At 66.8% G+C, this 13,913-nt stretch carries 16 protein-coding genes and 1 pseudogene; 7 read left to right on the forward strand and 10 right to left on the reverse strand.

Going from position 1 to position 13,913, the window contains the following annotated elements; genetic code table 11:
• Positions 1-3: 3 nt before the first annotated feature.
• From G4G28_RS12445 to G4G28_RS12455, 3 genes are all read left to right on the forward strand, one after another.
• Positions 4-597 (forward strand): sensor histidine kinase, encoded by a 594-nt coding sequence (locus G4G28_RS12445; protein WP_183107392.1) that lies wholly within the window; start codon positions 4-6, stop codon positions 595-597.
• 263 nt (positions 598-860) lie between these two features.
• Positions 861-1,775 carry a sensor domain-containing diguanylate cyclase gene (locus tag G4G28_RS12450; protein ID WP_182991809.1) on the forward strand — a complete coding sequence of 305 codons (915 nt, stop codon included), beginning with the start codon at positions 861-863 and terminating at the stop codon, positions 1,773-1,775.
• 115 nt (positions 1,776-1,890) lie between these two features.
• Entirely contained in the window at positions 1,891-4,752 is a 2,862-nt protein-coding gene (locus tag G4G28_RS12455; protein WP_183107393.1) for a pitrilysin family protein, read from the forward strand.
• 145 nt (positions 4,753-4,897) lie between these two features.
• On the opposite strand, the gene G4G28_RS12460 is transcribed toward G4G28_RS12455, so the two are convergent.
• The 4 genes from G4G28_RS12460 to G4G28_RS12475 form a co-directional block, all read right to left on the reverse strand.
• Positions 4,898-6,352: a YsnF/AvaK domain-containing protein gene (locus G4G28_RS12460; RefSeq protein WP_182988496.1), complete on the reverse strand. Its 1,455-nt coding sequence runs from the start codon at positions 6,350-6,352 to the stop codon at positions 4,898-4,900.
• Between the two features lie 23 nt (positions 6,353-6,375).
• Positions 6,376-6,813, reverse strand: a complete 438-nt coding sequence (locus G4G28_RS12465) for a YsnF/AvaK domain-containing protein (protein ID WP_229425041.1) — start codon at positions 6,811-6,813, stop codon at positions 6,376-6,378.
• A gap of 201 nt (positions 6,814-7,014) precedes the next feature.
• Positions 7,015-7,275, reverse strand: a complete 261-nt coding sequence (locus G4G28_RS12470) for a hypothetical protein (RefSeq protein ID WP_182988497.1) — start codon at positions 7,273-7,275, stop codon at positions 7,015-7,017.
• Between the two features lie 33 nt (positions 7,276-7,308).
• Positions 7,309-8,091 carry a DNA/RNA non-specific endonuclease gene (locus G4G28_RS12475; RefSeq protein WP_182988498.1) on the reverse strand — a complete coding sequence of 261 codons (783 nt, stop codon included), beginning with the start codon at positions 8,089-8,091 and terminating at the stop codon, positions 7,309-7,311.
• Positions 8,092-8,271: 180 nt separating this feature from the next.
• Here G4G28_RS12475 and G4G28_RS12480 point away from each other — a divergent pair, with 180 nt between their 5' ends.
• The 4 genes from G4G28_RS12480 to G4G28_RS12495 all read left to right on the forward strand — a co-directional run bounded on the left by G4G28_RS12480 (position 8,272) and on the right by G4G28_RS12495 (position 9,524).
• Positions 8,272-8,664, forward strand: a complete 393-nt coding sequence (locus G4G28_RS12480; protein WP_182988499.1) for a hypothetical protein — start codon at positions 8,272-8,274, stop codon at positions 8,662-8,664.
• On the forward strand, positions 8,665-8,922 hold the full coding sequence (locus tag G4G28_RS12485) for a DUF5985 family protein (protein WP_182988500.1): 258 nt from the start codon (positions 8,665-8,667) through the stop codon (positions 8,920-8,922).
• Positions 8,923-8,924: 2 nt separating this feature from the next.
• Complete coding sequence (locus tag G4G28_RS12490) at positions 8,925-9,194, forward strand: DUF5985 family protein (RefSeq protein ID WP_182988501.1); 270 nt, start codon at positions 8,925-8,927, stop codon at positions 9,192-9,194.
• Positions 9,195-9,260: 66 nt separating this feature from the next.
• Positions 9,261-9,524 (forward strand): hypothetical protein, encoded by a 264-nt coding sequence (locus G4G28_RS12495; RefSeq protein ID WP_182988502.1) that lies wholly within the window; start codon positions 9,261-9,263, stop codon positions 9,522-9,524.
• Positions 9,525-9,620: 96 nt separating this feature from the next.
• Here G4G28_RS12495 and G4G28_RS12500 read toward each other — a convergent pair whose 3' ends face one another.
• From G4G28_RS12500 to G4G28_RS26090, 6 genes and pseudogenes are all read right to left on the reverse strand, one after another.
• Positions 9,621-10,457, reverse strand: a complete 837-nt coding sequence (locus G4G28_RS12500) for a phytanoyl-CoA dioxygenase family protein (RefSeq protein WP_182988503.1) — start codon at positions 10,455-10,457, stop codon at positions 9,621-9,623.
• 137 nt (positions 10,458-10,594) lie between these two features.
• Entirely contained in the window at positions 10,595-11,020 is a 426-nt protein-coding gene (locus tag G4G28_RS12505; protein WP_182988504.1) for an NUDIX hydrolase, read from the reverse strand.
• A 48-nt stretch (positions 11,021-11,068) separates the two neighbouring features.
• Complete coding sequence (locus G4G28_RS29125; RefSeq protein ID WP_182988505.1) at positions 11,069-11,524, reverse strand: response regulator; 456 nt, start codon at positions 11,522-11,524, stop codon at positions 11,069-11,071.
• Between the two features lie 148 nt (positions 11,525-11,672).
• A pseudogene (locus G4G28_RS29130) lies at positions 11,673-12,668 on the reverse strand (ATP-binding protein); the annotation flags it as partial.
• A complete protein-coding gene (locus G4G28_RS26085) occupies positions 12,587-13,081 on the reverse strand; it encodes a PAS domain S-box protein (RefSeq protein ID WP_229507603.1) in 495 nt (164 codons plus the stop codon). The pseudogene G4G28_RS29130 and the gene G4G28_RS26085, both read right to left, overlap by 82 nt.
• Positions 13,048-13,674 carry a hypothetical protein gene (locus tag G4G28_RS26090; RefSeq protein WP_229507604.1) on the reverse strand — a complete coding sequence of 209 codons (627 nt, stop codon included), beginning with the start codon at positions 13,672-13,674 and terminating at the stop codon, positions 13,048-13,050. Before G4G28_RS26090 ends, G4G28_RS26085 begins: the two co-directional genes overlap by 34 nt.
• Positions 13,675-13,913: the final 239 nt, after the last annotated feature.

The following is a 13,913-nucleotide window of genomic DNA, read 5'->3' on the forward strand; positions in this document are numbered from 1 at the left end:
TCCGTGGACGAACTCGGCCAGATGCTGCTGTCCCTGCGCATCGAACTGTCGCTGCTGCAGGTCTCGAGCAACGGCATCCATCCTGCCGTGCACCAGAAGAGCACGGCGATGATCGTCACCCTCGACCTGGCACTGCGCTCCCTGCGCGCGGTCGTCAGCCAATTGCGCCCCCTGCCCCCGGGCGAAGGCCTGGACGCGGCGCTGGCACGGCTGCTGGCCGAGTTCACCGACAACAGCGGTATCGCCCATTATTTCGACGCGGCGCCCCTGCCCGTCGGTGCGCCGGGCACGGGGCCCGATGAAGACGCCCTGCTCTACCGCGTACTGCAGGAAGCGCTCGCCGACGTCGCCCGCCAGGCCAGTGCCACCGAAGTGCACGTTTGCCTCGACCGCGGCGGCGAGCGCCTCAGCCTGCGACTGGACGACAACGGCGTCGTGGCGCCCGACGGCCGCAGCATGGCTTGCGGTTGCGGAATCGAGAGCCTGCGCGAGCGGATCGACGCGCTGGGCGGACAGCTGCGTATGAGCAACACTCCGGGTGCGGGAAATGCCCTGCTGCTCAGCCTTCCAGCGCCCCGTGGGCTGGTAGCCGGCTGAGAAGTCAATCCTGTGACGTTTGCTGCAAATCAATAGCGAGCACCCCTCGCGGTTGCAGAATCGGGCCTTGTCAGCAATCAATAGATTGCTCCACGGATAGTAAAGGCCCCTCGATGACCAGCACAAGCACGCAGTGTTCCTCCCATCCGGTGCCGGATGCCCCTGCCGCCAGCACGGGCGCGGCCGGGATGCGCGAACTCGCCGCCTCGGTCACGGCGCCGCTGGCCGGCATGGGTGCCAGCCTCGGCTTTGCCCACCAGCTGATGGAAATGCTCGCCATTCCCGTCTTCGTGCTCGACAGCCAGGGCCAGGTCCTGATCTGGAACCGCGCCTGCGCGCGCCTGACGGGTGTGCCGGCGGGCGAAATCATCGGGACCGACAACCACTGGCACAGTTTCTACGAGGAGCCGCGCCCGACGCTGGCCGACCTGGTCATCCAGAACCGCACCGACGAGATCCGCCACATGTATCCGCGCCATGGCAAGCCGCAGCCGGCCTGCGGCCACTTGTCGGTAGAGACCTGGTGCGACATGCCGCGCGTCGGCAAGCGCCGCTATCTCGGCGTCGACGCCAGCCCCATCTTCGACGAGCACGGCCACCTGAAGGCCGTCATCGAGAGCCTGCGCGACCTCACCGACGAAAAGATGGCGCAGATCGCCCTCGAAAAGCTGGCCACCCGCGATGGCCTGACCGGCCTGGCGAACCGGCGCTGCTTCGACGACACGCTTGCCGCCGAGTGGACGCGCGCGCTGCGCCAGTGCCAGCCGCTGTCGCTGCTGATGGTCGACGTCGACAACTTCAAGGCCTATAACGACGCCAACGGCCACCTCGGCGGCGACGAATGCCTGAAACGCATCGCCACCGCCGTGGCCAGCGAAATGCGTGCCAACGACCTCGTGGCCCGCTACGGCGGCGAGGAATTCGCCGTGATCCTGCCGAACCAGTCGCTCAAGGGCGCCGCCATCGTCGCCGAACGCATCCGCCGTCGCGTGGAAAGCCTGGAGCTGCCGAATGGCCTGGCGCCGGCGAAGCGGGTGACGGTGTCGATCGGCGCCGCCACCGCCATTGCCGGCCCGGACAACAACGCGAGCGAACTCGTCGCCATTGCCGATGCCGCCCTGTACCGGGCCAAGCATCTCGGCCGCAACCGCATCAGCCTGCCGTCCGCGGAGGGCTGACGGCCGGCCTGCCGTCAGCCGGGCCGCTGCGTCCGAAAGTACCTACATTTCCGCGCTGTTCATTCCCTGGGGAATATCTTATGCTTCGCGCTAGAATTTTTCCCAAGGAGACAGTGTGTCCAAACTCATCCCGACGGCGCTCCTCGCGCTGTCCGCGCCGATCCTGGCCCTCCCGGCGACCGCCGCCCCGCGCCAGGCTGCGTCCGCCGCGTCCGCTTCCAGCAGCGACGTGTTGCCATTCAAGGCGACCGAGAAAACCCTGGCAAACGGACTGAAGGTCATCGTCGTTCCGACCGGCTTTCCCAATCTGGTGTCGGTGACGATTCCGGTGCAGACCGGTTCGCGCAACGAAGTCGAGCCCGGCAAGTCGGGCTTTGCCCACTTCTTCGAGCACATGATGTTCCGCGGGACGAAAGCCTACCCGCCCGAGAAATACCAGGAAATCATCACGAAGTCGGGCGCGCGACAGAACGCCTACACCAGCGACGACCTCACCAATTACTACACCACCTTCGCCAAGGAAGACCTGGAGACGGTGCTCAAGGTCGAGGCCGACCGCTTCCAGCACCTGGACTATCCGGTCGAGGCCTTCAAGACCGAGTCGCGCGCCGTCCTCGGCGAGTACAACAAGAACAGCGCGAACCCGATGCAGAAGCTGTTCGAGGTCCAGCGCGACGCGGCGTTTACGACCCACACCTACAAGCACACGACGATGGGCTTCCTGAAGGACATCGAGGACATGCCCAACCAGTACGAGTACTCGAAGGTGTTCTTCGACCGCTGGTACCGGCCGGAGCGCACCACGGTCATCGTGGCCGGCGACGTCGACCCGAAACGCGCCATCGCGCTGGTCGAAAAGTACTGGGCCGGCTGGCAAAAGGGCAGTTACAAGGCGCCGGTGCCGCTTGAACCTGCCGCGCGCGGCGCCCAGTACCGCCACGTGCCATGGCCGACGCCGACCCTGCCGCTGGTGACAGTGGGCTTCCGTGCCCCCGCCTTCTCCGACAGGCAGAAGGACCAGGCGGCGCTGTCGATGGCGCTGTCGCTGGCCTTCGGCCATACTTCGCCCCTGTACAAGCGCCTGGTGCAGGACGAACAGAAAGTCGACCAGCTGTTCAACTACGCGCCGACCCGGGTCGATCCGAACCTGGCGACCATCGGTGCGCGTGTGAAGAACCCGGCGGACGCGCTCTACGTGCGCGATGCCATCCTGCAGGCGGTCGCCAGGCTGCGCGACACGCCGGTCTCGAAACAGCAACTGGCTGACGCCAAGTCGGCCAACAAGTATGGCCTGATCCGCTCGCTCGACAACACCGAACAGATCGCCTCGACCCTGGCCTCCTACGTCCATTTCGAGCGTTCCTACGGCACCCTGAACCGCTACTACCGCCTGGTCGACAGCCTGACCCCAGCCGACCTGCAGGCGGCCGCGCGCAAGTACCTGGTCGACGACAGCATGATCGTCACGACGCTGGCAAATGGCGCGCTCCCTAGCGGGATCGAGACCCTGCCGAAGGTCGCCAGCCTGGCGCCGCAGGCAGCCAGCGCGAACATCGACATGCTGGTGCAGAAGTCGGCGCTGCCGCTGGTGCGCTTCAAGCTGCTCTTTGCCGCTGGTTCCGCGCACGACCCGAAAGGCAAGGAAGGCCTGGCCGCGCTGACGGCGTCGATGGTTTCCGAAGGAGGCTCGCGCGAGCGCAAGCTCGACGAGATCGACAAGGTCCTGTTCCCGCTTGCGGGCGGCTTCAGCGACCAGGTCGACAAGGAAATGACGACCTTCACCGGCTCGATCCACAAGGACAAATGGGATGAATTCCTGGACATCGCGCTGCCAATGCTGCTCGAGCCGGGCTTTCGGGAAGAGGACTTCCGCCGCGTGAAAGACGGGCAGAAGAACGCCCTGCTGCTCGACCTCAAGGACAACAACGAGGAAGAGTTCGCCAAGGAGCGCCTGCAGGCGAATGTGTTCGTCGGTACCGGCTATGCGCATCCCGTCCTCGGCACCGTCAAGGGCATCGAATCGATCACGCTCGACGACGTCAAGGCCTTCTACCGCCAGGCCTACACCACGGGCGCGCTCAAGGTCGGTATCTCGGGCGACGTCAGCGACGCGATGACCGCTTCCTTGAAAGCGGCGCTCGCGCGCCTGCCGGTCGGGCCGGGCCTGGCGGCGACGGGCGTGCCGCAAGCGCGCAAGCCGAACGGACTGGAAGTGGAAATCATCGAGAAGAACACGCGTGCGACCGCGATCTCGTTCGGCCTGCCGATCGAGGTGACCCGTTCCCATCCCGACTTCCCGGCCCTGTGGCTGGCCAAGACCTGGCTGGGCGAGCACCGTGCGTCGAGTGCGCGCCTGTACCAGCGCATCCGCGAACTGCGCGGCCTGAACTACGGCGACTATGCTTACATCGAGGCCTTCCCGCGCGGGATGAACGGCTTCTTCCCGAGCCCGAACCTGGGCCGCAAGGCGCAGCTGTTCGAAGTCTGGATCCGTCCGGTGGCACCGCAGAACGCCCATTTCGCCCTGCGTCTCGCGCTGTCTGAACTGGGCAAGATGGTCGACGGCGGCATCAGCGAGCAGGACTTCGAGACGACCCGCGGCTACCTGATGAAGAACGTCTTCGTGATGACCGCGACCCAGGACCAGCGCCTCGGCTACGCCCTCGATTCGCAGTGGTACGGCACGCCGGAATTCACGAAAATGATGCGCGACGGGCTGTCGAAGCTGACCGCGGCCGATGTCAATGCCGCGATCAGGAAGCACCTGTCGGCGCGCAAGCTGTCGGTCGTGATGATCACCAGGGATGCGGCGGCTTTGCGGGAAGCGCTGGTAACGGATGCCTTCTCGCCGATCAAGTACGACGCGGCCAAGCCGCAGGCCGTACTCGACGAGGACGCTATGATCGGCAACATGAAGCTGGGTATCAAGGCGGAGAACATCAGGATCACGCCGGCGGCGCAAGCCTTCGCCGAGTGAGGGACGCGAACGCCGCAAGCGCGGCACCCGCGAAGCACGCAGCGTCCGGATTTCCCGGCGTTGCGGCTTGACAGTAGAACGGGCGCCCGAGGGCGCCCGTTGTCATTGCGCGGCCGGCAAACATCGCCGGCTCATGCAAGTGCGCTTACTTGGTCATCTTGTCCCAGCCGTGACGCACGGCGGCCTTCATGCTGTCCCAGGTACCGCCGACGCCGCCGGTGCTGCCAGTGCTGCCGGCATTGCGCGATTCCCAGCTGCTGCGCAGTTCGGGCTCGACGTCGTCCCAGGGGCGGTTACGGTACAGTTCGCTCTGGCGCATCTGCGTGCCATAGCTGTAGGCCGGGGCGTAGTCGTCGTACTTGCCGCCGGTGCTGCCGTAGGTGCTGGTGAAGTGGTTGCGGTAGTACTCGTCGTCGCCCATCATGCTCGACTGCGCGCCGCCGAGCTGCTCGACTTCCACTTCGGTGTGGCGCACCGTGTCGTGGATCTGCTGTTCGCGCTGGGTGACTTCCTTGTTGATCGTCACTTCCTCGACCACGCGCGCCGATTTCTGCACGACGGCTTCCTCGGCCGTTTCGCGCATCTCGATCGACTGCTCCTTGAAGGCGGTGGCATCCAGGCCGCTGATCGGTTCGTTGACCGGACGGCGCTCGACGTTCACGTGCTCTTCGCGCAGGCCGATGCTTTCGTTGACCGGGGTTTCGACGATGCGCGAGTAGATGCGCACGCCGCCGCGCTGGACTTCACGCTTGCCCACTTTCAGCTGCTCTTCCACTACCGGAATGGCGGCGGTATCGCGCATCGTGGCGGTGTCGCGCTGCTGCGAACCGAGGGTCGACGAGCCCTGCAGGCTGCCGGACGAGGATGCCGAGCCTTCCAGCGAGGAACCGGTCAGCGAAGAGCTCGACAGCGACGATGCGGCCTCGGTACGTCCGCCCATGCCGGCCGAGGTGCCCGTGGTGTTCTGCTGCAGGTTGCCGCTGCCCGAGCCGTAGCTGCCCACGCTCAGTTCGTCGCGCGATCCGAGCGGCTCCTGGTAGGTGGTGCCCATCGGATTCGGATCGTTGAGCGACTGCTGGTTCAGCGGCAGGCGGTCGGTGTCGGACTGCAGCGACATCGACTGGCCACCCATGCTCGAGCCTGCGCCGCCCATCATGGCGCCCGAACTCATGCCGGTGCCCATGCCTGCGCCGCTTGCCCATTTTTCCGACTGCTCGTCGATGTCGATCGGGCCGTAGCGCTCGACGATGTCGGCGGCGCGCTCGACTTCCGGCTCGCTGTCGGTGTTCACGGTCAGCACGTGGTTGCCGCGCTCGACGGCGGTCGAGTACTTGGTGCTGTGTTCGCTGTTATCGGTACCGAAGATATCGCTGAAGAAGTTCTTGATGCTGGCGCCGATGCCCGGCTCGGTGCCGGCGGCGTCGGTCGAGGACCCCAGGCTGGAATCGGTGCCCGAACCGGTGAGCGAAGGTGCATTCGTGCTCTCGTTCCCATGCGAGAGGCGCACATCGGCGCTCGAGAAGCCCGAGGACAGCAATTCGTTCTGGGCGTTGGTGGCGTCGTTGTGGTTATCGAAGACAGCTATCAGAGTATGTTGCATGATCATTCCTCCAGATACATTGGTTACTTCGTTGGCGGGGGCCCGGAATCGTCGAAACGTTCGACATTGACCTGCTCTGCCTTGAGGACGACTTCCTGCTGGTGCCGTTCCTCGCGGCGTGTCCGGGTGATGTGGAGCTCTTCCTTGATGCGCACGCGGCGCTCCACCACCAGCACTTCCTCGAGGATCGGCACGACCAGCGTGTCCCCCTCCTGGCGGGTGGTGGGTACCTCGTCGGGCGCGACGATCCGATCGACCGCGACATGCCGGACTTCCACCTCGTCGTGCCCGAGGGCTTCGTCGATGGTGACCGGCTGTTCGACCACGGTTTTGTGGATCCGCACGCCGCGCCCCGTGTCCACCGTACGGGTGCCGATGGCAAGCTCCTCCGCGGCGACGGGGATCCGCAAGGGGTCCGGTGCTGTGGGTTCCAGGGGCCTGCCTGTCATGTTATCTGCCATGAATACGACTCCGTTCGGTTGCTGGCGCGAGACGAAATCAGGTTACCCCAAACCGTTGGGGCATGCCGCACCATTGACCCCTGTAAATGTTGAGGTCAGTCGGCAGTGCGTGCTTGCGGGAGAAAGGGGTGGCGCGCAAGGGCGCCCGTGAGTAAGGGCGCGCTGGCAAAGGCGGGTCGCGACGCAGGGGCGCCGCGGGGTTCAGTTGAACGGGTTGTCGACGGTCTTGATATCGGGCGGAGGAAGCCGTGCCGGCAGGTCCTGTCCCTCGAGTTTTTCCACGACCGCCGACAGGATCGCGTGCAAGCGGCGCGCATGCGCGAGACCGGCCTGGTCGAGCGTGATGTCGACGTCGCCGGAGATGGTGATGCGGTCGAGGCGGTTCTCGAGCATCAGGTCGCCGACGTGCAGCACGTCGGCTTCGTTAGCGAAGGGCACGAAGCCGGCCTTCTTGGTGGGCATGGGTTTCCTCTCGGCGTCAGGGTTGAATCGGGGTCAGGAAAAACGGAAGGACTTCTTCTGGCGGATCCTCGGCAGGTTCAGCATGCGCTCCTTCTGCGCACGCGTCAGCGAAGGCAGGAACTCGATGCCGACGATGCGTTCGAGCTCGGCCACCGGAATCACCTGGATGTCGGCGTTGGCGCGGTTCTCGGTAAACCAGGCGGCCGCCGCCCTCTGGCGCGGGCTGTACACGACCTTGTACAGATGGGTCGGCACCAGCACCTTGCCGACCTTGCGCAGGTTCGTGCCGAGGAAGGCCGGCCCGGTGATGACGTACAGCTGTCCTTCCTTCTTGGCCATCTTGCGCACCGCGCCCTCGATCGGCGCCCAGATGTGGCGGTTATGGTCGCCGTCCTGGGGCACCATGTTGGCCAGCGTGAAGCTTTCGCGCTGGGTCTGGCGGTCGGGCATGTCGCCGTTCGGGGTCATGTGGCCGCGGTCGAAGCCGCTGCGCGCGTAATCGTCGAGCTCGGCGCGTTGCGAACGCGGCAAGCGCGGTTCCGGATGGAAGGCGTTGTCGCGCTTGAGGCCCTGGGCCGAGGCGACGTTTTCGGCGCGCAGATTTTCGGCCGACCACAAGGGCGTACGCGTCACGCCCGAATGCATCACGCTGAATACGCCGTAGCACAGCTCGCGCGTGGCCGCGGCCAGTTTCGGGTTGCGGATTTCCGGCGCGCGGCCGTCGGCATAGTGGTCGGGGCAGCCGCTGGCCAGGGCCAGTGCGGGTGCCAGCAGCGTACCGGCGAAGGCAAGCCCGGCAAGTAGTTTCTGGAACATGTATCGATCGAATGTGTGTGACAAACGCGCATTGTAGCCGACACACATTAGCGACGCGAGAAAGGCAGCCGCCCCTGTCAATACCCGCGCACGGCTGAGAGCGACGGGTGCATTGACCGAAAGAATCGTCTAGAATTGCCGCTCTTTCGATAACATTCCATCCGGAAATAGATACCGTCAATGGAAAAGGCTCCGTTCCCGGAGGACCTGCGGCGTTTCGTGCTCACCAGCATCCCGTCCGTACCCTTCCTTGAAGCCCTGCTGCTGCTGCGCGCCAATCCGGCCCAGCAATGGCATGGCGACAACCTGGCCCAGCGCCTCTACGTAGGCGAGCGCAGCGCGCAGGCATTGCTGCAGGACCTGTGCCGTGCCGGCATGGTCGCGCCCTGTCCCGAGCCTGCGCAGCGGTGCTACCAGTACCAGCCCGCTACCAGCGACCTGCGCGAGCGCATCGACGCGCTGGCCGACTTCTACGCGCGCCACCTCGTCGAAGTCACCATCCTCATCCACTCTTCCCTCGACCGCAAGGCGCAGCAATTCGCCGATGCCTTTAAATTGCGTAAGGATTCCTAAGTGGCGCAAACCATCTATATTCTTTGCATCCTTACCTCGCTGGCCTGCGCCTGGCTGCTTTTTGCCAGTTACCGCCGCACCGGGTACCGCCTGCTGTTCTGGAGCGGCTCGTGCTTTGCCGTGATGACCTTGAATAATTTGTTCCTGCTGCTCGACAAGATCGTTTTCCCGAACGTCGACTTCCTGCCCGCGCGGCTGGTGAGTGCGCTGGTGGCAATCTCGCTGCTGCTGTATGGCCTGATCTACGAAAAGGAATGAGCATGACCGACCTGTTCACCGGCGCGATTTGCATGGGCTCGCTCGTCATCGCCCTGTTTTTCCTGCGCTTCTGGCGCAATTCCGGCGACCGCTTCTTCCTGTACTTCGCCCTGTCCTTCTTCATCGAAGGCATGCACCGGCTGTACTCGGCCGTGCACGATGCCGGTGGCGAGGATTCGCCCCTGCACTACCTGATCCGCCTGCTCGCCTATGGCTTGATCCTGTGGGCCATTTTCGAGAAGAACCTGCCGCGCGAGAAGAACGGGCGGTAGCGTGCGCCCGCCCCCGCCGCCAGGGCCGATAATGGTGTCATGACATTATCTTGAACGGAGGACAGCATGGCGACAAACGACCCGCGCGACCAGCCACAGGCACCGCAGACCCAGACCGACGAATTCAACCGTTCGGAAAACCTGCTGCCAGGCGAAGAAGGCGCCGAGGATGGCCGCTTCGAGGTGGCCGAGGAAGTCAACCTGGACATGCAGGCCGACGACACCCGCCGGGTAGGCCAGCTGCCCGAAGACCTGCCCGGCAGCGTGACCGAATCGATGCCGGACACCGTCAAGACGGAGCCCGAGGACGAGAACAAGGGCACGCCCTGAAACTCACCGGACCGGGCAGCGCAATGGAAAAGGGCACCGCTGGTGCCCTTTTTTACGCCTGCGCGCCCCGTCTGGTTCGCTCGGAGCCCTGCCTGGCTACATCGTCAAGCCCATGCGCAGTCCCTCGATAGTATGGGCCTGCACGATCGGCTCGAGGCGCTCGACAAGGCGGCAGGTGATGTGGCGGCGCAGTTCGGGCGCCAGCGTCTCGTAGTAGGCGTGGGTCAGCTGCAGGTCGTGCTTGGCGGCGTTCCCCGCGTCCGGCGCGTCGACGCCGAGCACGAACACCGGGCGCGACTTGTTCGAGCGGTTGGCCGTGCCGCGGTGGATGGTGAGGGCCGAGCGCGCGGAAATGTCGCCCATGCGCGGCAGCTTGCGCTGGCGGCGCTCGTCGTAGCGCGCCCACTTGTCCTGGGCCGGGAACATCGGGTCGTCCCCAAGCAGGTCGTCCCATTGGGTGCCCGGCGCGATCTCGAACGGCCCCATGTCCTCCTCGACGTCGACGGTGGTGATGTTGAAGGCGAGGGAGTTCAGGCGGCGGCCGACCAGGGTCGCTTCCGGTGCGGGGAAATCGCGGTGCCGGGGCTGGTGCAGCGCGCCCGGGCCGGGCACGTCGAAGCCGGCTTCGACCACGCGGTAATCGGGGCCGAGCACGGCGCGGCACACCGCCACCACCCAGGGATGGGCGATGATGTCGGCAAAGCCCGAGATGCGCTCGGGGTGCACTTCCACGTAGTAGCGGCTGGGTCCGCGTTCCAGGACGCCGCCCGGCTGACGCTTCGCTTCGTCGAACAGCGTGGCGATATCGGCCCCCAGGCGCTCGACCCAGGCGCGCTCGAATGCGCCCTTGCAGGCAATGATGCCGTCGCCGTACAGGCCGCCCATGATGGCGGACACGTCGTACTGGTCGGCAGCGGGTGTTGCAATGCTCATCCTCGTTCTCCTTCGCGTATTTCCTGTGGCATGGCGCCGCGGCGCACAGCCATGTTACTGCGAAAAACCGGGGGCGGCGCGAAAACGCCGCCGCAAATCCTGACTTGTTGAAACAATCCGACAGGGATCGCGCGGCCTCACCAGTCCAGCGTGAGCAGCAAGGCGCCCATGCGCGGCCAGCACAACTGGCTCAGTTCATCGCGCGCGGCCCAGCGGAATGCGTCCATCTCCGGGGTCGGCAAGCCGGTGGCGTGGTGCGGGAAAAAGCTGGTACAGACGAGCTGCGACAGGTCGCCCAGCTCCTCGCCGGCTTCGACCCGGAACAGGTGCAGCCGCTTGTCGCGGCGGTAGTCGAACTCGCCGAGGTCCTGGAAGCGGTTCGCATCGAAGACGACGCCGGTCTCCTCGCGCAATTCGCGCATGGCCGACGCCAACGGTGTCTCGCCGGGGTCCTGCATCCCCTTCGGGATGTCCCAGGCGGCGGTACCCGTCACGTGGCAGAGCAACAGGCGGCCGCGGGTATCGCACACCAGGGTGCCGCAGGAAATGGTGTGCTTGCTCATGCGGCCCCGCCCCCGCATCCGGCGCCGGCTACGCCCCGGCCGGCTGCGTCATTCGATCTTGTCGTTGGTGTCCGCATTCATGTCCTTTGTCGGTGTTGGTTTGGCGTGACCGCCCATGCGCGGCGCGCGCGCCCTCCCCTCGATCGCCGTAGCCAGCGCCTGTTCCAGTGCCTCCATGCTCACCGGCTTGGTCAGGTGCTGGTCGAATCCCGCTTGCTGCGACAGGTTCATGTCGCTTGCCGCACCCCAGCCGGTCAGGGCGACGAGCACGGTGCCTTTGAAGTCGTCGCTGGCGCGGATCGCGCGCGCCAGTTCGTGGCCGTTCATCCCGGGCAGGCCGATGTCGAGCAGGGCGAGGTCGGGCTTGACGTCGCGCGCCGCCGCCAGTCCCGCCACCCCGTCGTTGGCCATCCGCGTCTGGTGCCCCAGCGCGCCGAGCAAGGCGACCAGGCTCTCGGCAGCGTCGAGGTTGTCGTCCACGACCAGCACCCGCAAAGGGCGCATCAGTGCCGCCGCCTGGGGTACCGCCTCGCCCGAGCTGCCCGGTGCGCCGCCTTCGCGCCGCAGCGGCAGGCGCACCGTGAAAGCTGCCGCGCCCGCGTCCGGCACTATAGGCCTGCACCCGCCCGCCGTGCAGCTCCACCAGCCGGCGCACCAGCGAGAGCCCGATCCCGAGCCCGCCACGGGCCCGGTCCAGGCTGCTGCGCACCTGGGTGAACATGTCGAACACCGAGCCGATGGCGTCCGGCGCGATGCCGATCCCGCTGTCGGTCACGGCCACCACTGCCGCTTCATCCTCGCGCCAGGCCGCCAGCCGGATGCGCCCGCCGCCGGGCGTGTACTTGGCCGCGTTGTTGAGCAGGTTCGACAGGATCTGCACCAGCCGGGTCAGGTCGGCGTCGAGCGGCAGCGGTTCGCTCGGCAGTTCCACCGCCAGCACATGGCCGCCTGCCTGGATCAGCGCCGTGCTCGTCTCGACCGCCATGTGCACGGCCTGGCGCAGGTCGACCGGCTCCTTTTTCAGCTCGATGCGCCCGCGCGTGATGCGGGCGATGTCGAGCAAATCATCCACCAGGTGGATCAGGTGGCCCAACTGGCGGTCCATCATCTCGTGCACGCGCGCCGCCGTGGCCGGGTCGCCCGGCGCCATGCGCATCAGGTCGAGACCCGTGCGGATCGGCGCCAGCGGGTTGCGCAATTCGTGCGCCAGCGTCGCCAGAAACTCGCTCTTGCGGTGGTCGGCCTCGGACAGGTCGGAGGCGATGCGGCGCAGTTCGTCCTCGGCGCGCTTCTGTTCGGTGATGTCGCGCGTGATCGTCGCCAGGCCCAGATGGCTGCCATCGGCGCCGTGGACGGCGAAGCCCTTGAAGTAGACGGGCCTGCCGTCGCCGCTGCCACGCGCTGCGAACTGCAGCTCGCCCTCCCACTTGCCCTGCGGGCCGGACAGTGAAGGCAAGACTTCGGCCCGGACGAAAGCGCGGCAGCTTTCGGCGACGAAGTCGAGCAGGCGCGCGCCGCGGATGTCGGCCCCGGGGCCGAGGCCGGCCATGGCGCGCCCCGCCAGGTTCAGGTAGACGCCGCTGCCGTCGCCGGCGAAGATGCCGATGAAGTCCGAAGACTGCTCGGCCACGGCGGCCAGGCGCCGCACTTCCTCCTCGGCCTGGCGCCGCTCGCTCTGGTCGCGCAGGTAAATGGCGATGCCGCCGCCGGGGTGGCAAAGCAGTTGATCTCGTACCAGCGCCCCCAGGCCGACAGCCAGGCCTCGAGCCGGGCCGGCACGCGCTCGCTGCGGCAGCGGCGGCAGGCGCGCTCATGCTCGCTGCCTATCCATTCCGGGAACAGGTCCCAGAACACGGCGCCGAGCAGTTCGGCGCGGGCATAGCCGCTCACGCGCTCGGCCGCGCCGTTGGCATAGGCGATGCGCCAGCCCGCGTCGAGCGCGAGAAAGCCGTCGCTCATGCTCTCGAGGATCGCATGCGAGTGCTCCTCGGCCGCCTGGCGTCCGGCCGCCTCGTGGCGCTGGCCGATCACGAGGGACGCCGTGTTCGCCAGCAGCGCCATGGCCGCGTCGTCGCGCGCGTCCCTGGCGGCACCCTCGCGGTAGTACCGGAAAAGGCGCCCAGCACGGCACCTGCGGGTGACAGTATGGGCAGCGCGCGGCTGGCGCGGACGCCGGCTTCCAGCGCGGCGGCGCGGCAGCGCGCCCACAGCGGATCGGTGGCGATCGCGGCCGACTCGACCGCTTCGGCGCGCCAGGCCGCGGTGCCGCCGGCCGCGCCCAGCGGCGCCATGCCAAGCGCGTCGAGCTCCTCGCGCAGCCCCTGAGGCAGGCTGGGAGCGGCGGCGTGGCGCAAGCTGTCGCCGGCGCCGGCAGACTGGATCCCGGCCAGCACGGTGCCGCCAGCGTACTCCTCGGCGGTGCGCGCCAGCACGTCGAGCACGTCTTCCAGCGGCGCGTTCGCGACCGCCAGTTCCAGCGCGCCGCGCTGGCCCAGCGCCAGCAGGTTGGCGCGCGTGCGCTCGGTGACGTCGACGCCGTGCACCAGCACTCCCGACACGCTGCCGTCGGCCTCGCGCAGTGCCATGTAGACGAAGTCCACGTAGTAGGTCTGCAATGCGCCCGCGCCCGGGCCGGACAAGAGCAGCAGGCGCACATTGCTGCCCTCGTGCGCTTCGCCGCTGCGGTAGACCCTCTTCGAGCAACTCGACAAAGCCCTGGCCGGCCATTTCCGGCAGCGCCGTGCGCAGCGCCCGTCCCAGCAGCGGCCGGCGTCCGACCAGGGTGGCGAAACGGTCGTTGGCGATGTCGAACACCAGTTCCGGGCCGCGCATCACGGCCATGAAGGCGGGCGCACGATAGAAGATGTCGCGCATGCGCTCGTGCGCCGCGCGC

Source organism: Massilia sp. Dwa41.01b, from assembly GCF_014171775.1.
GTDB lineage: Bacteria > Pseudomonadota > Gammaproteobacteria > Burkholderiales > Burkholderiaceae_D > Telluria.

Bases quoted from the DNA above. Each gene is read 5' to 3' on its own strand.
- G4G28_RS12450 (WP_182991809.1), top strand. From the start codon at position 861: ATGGAAATGCTCGCCATTCCCGTCTTCGTGCTCGACAGCCAGGGCCAG.
- G4G28_RS12460 (WP_182988496.1), bottom strand. From the start codon at position 6,352: ATGCAACATACTCTGATAGCTGTCTTCGATAACCACAACGACGCCACC.
- G4G28_RS12465 (WP_229425041.1), bottom strand. From the start codon at position 6,813: ATGGCAGATAACATGACAGGCAGGCCCCTGGAACCCACAGCACCGGAC.
- G4G28_RS12470 (WP_182988497.1), bottom strand. From the start codon at position 7,275: ATGCCCACCAAGAAGGCCGGCTTCGTGCCCTTCGCTAACGAAGCCGAC.
- G4G28_RS12475 (WP_182988498.1), bottom strand. From the start codon at position 8,091: ATGTTCCAGAAACTACTTGCCGGGCTTGCCTTCGCCGGTACGCTGCTG.
- G4G28_RS12480 (WP_182988499.1), top strand. From the start codon at position 8,272: ATGGAAAAGGCTCCGTTCCCGGAGGACCTGCGGCGTTTCGTGCTCACC.
- G4G28_RS12490 (WP_182988501.1), top strand. From the start codon at position 8,925: ATGACCGACCTGTTCACCGGCGCGATTTGCATGGGCTCGCTCGTCATC.
- G4G28_RS12495 (WP_182988502.1), top strand. From the start codon at position 9,261: ATGGCGACAAACGACCCGCGCGACCAGCCACAGGCACCGCAGACCCAG.
- G4G28_RS12500 (WP_182988503.1), bottom strand. From the start codon at position 10,457: ATGAGCATTGCAACACCCGCTGCCGACCAGTACGACGTGTCCGCCATC.
- G4G28_RS12505 (WP_182988504.1), bottom strand. From the start codon at position 11,020: ATGAGCAAGCACACCATTTCCTGCGGCACCCTGGTGTGCGATACCCGC.
- G4G28_RS29125 (WP_182988505.1), bottom strand. From the start codon at position 11,524: ATGCGCCCTTTGCGGGTGCTGGTCGTGGACGACAACCTCGACGCTGCC.
- G4G28_RS26085 (WP_229507603.1), bottom strand. From the start codon at position 13,081: ATGGCGCTGCTGGCGAACACGGCGTCCCTCGTGATCGGCCAGCGCCAC.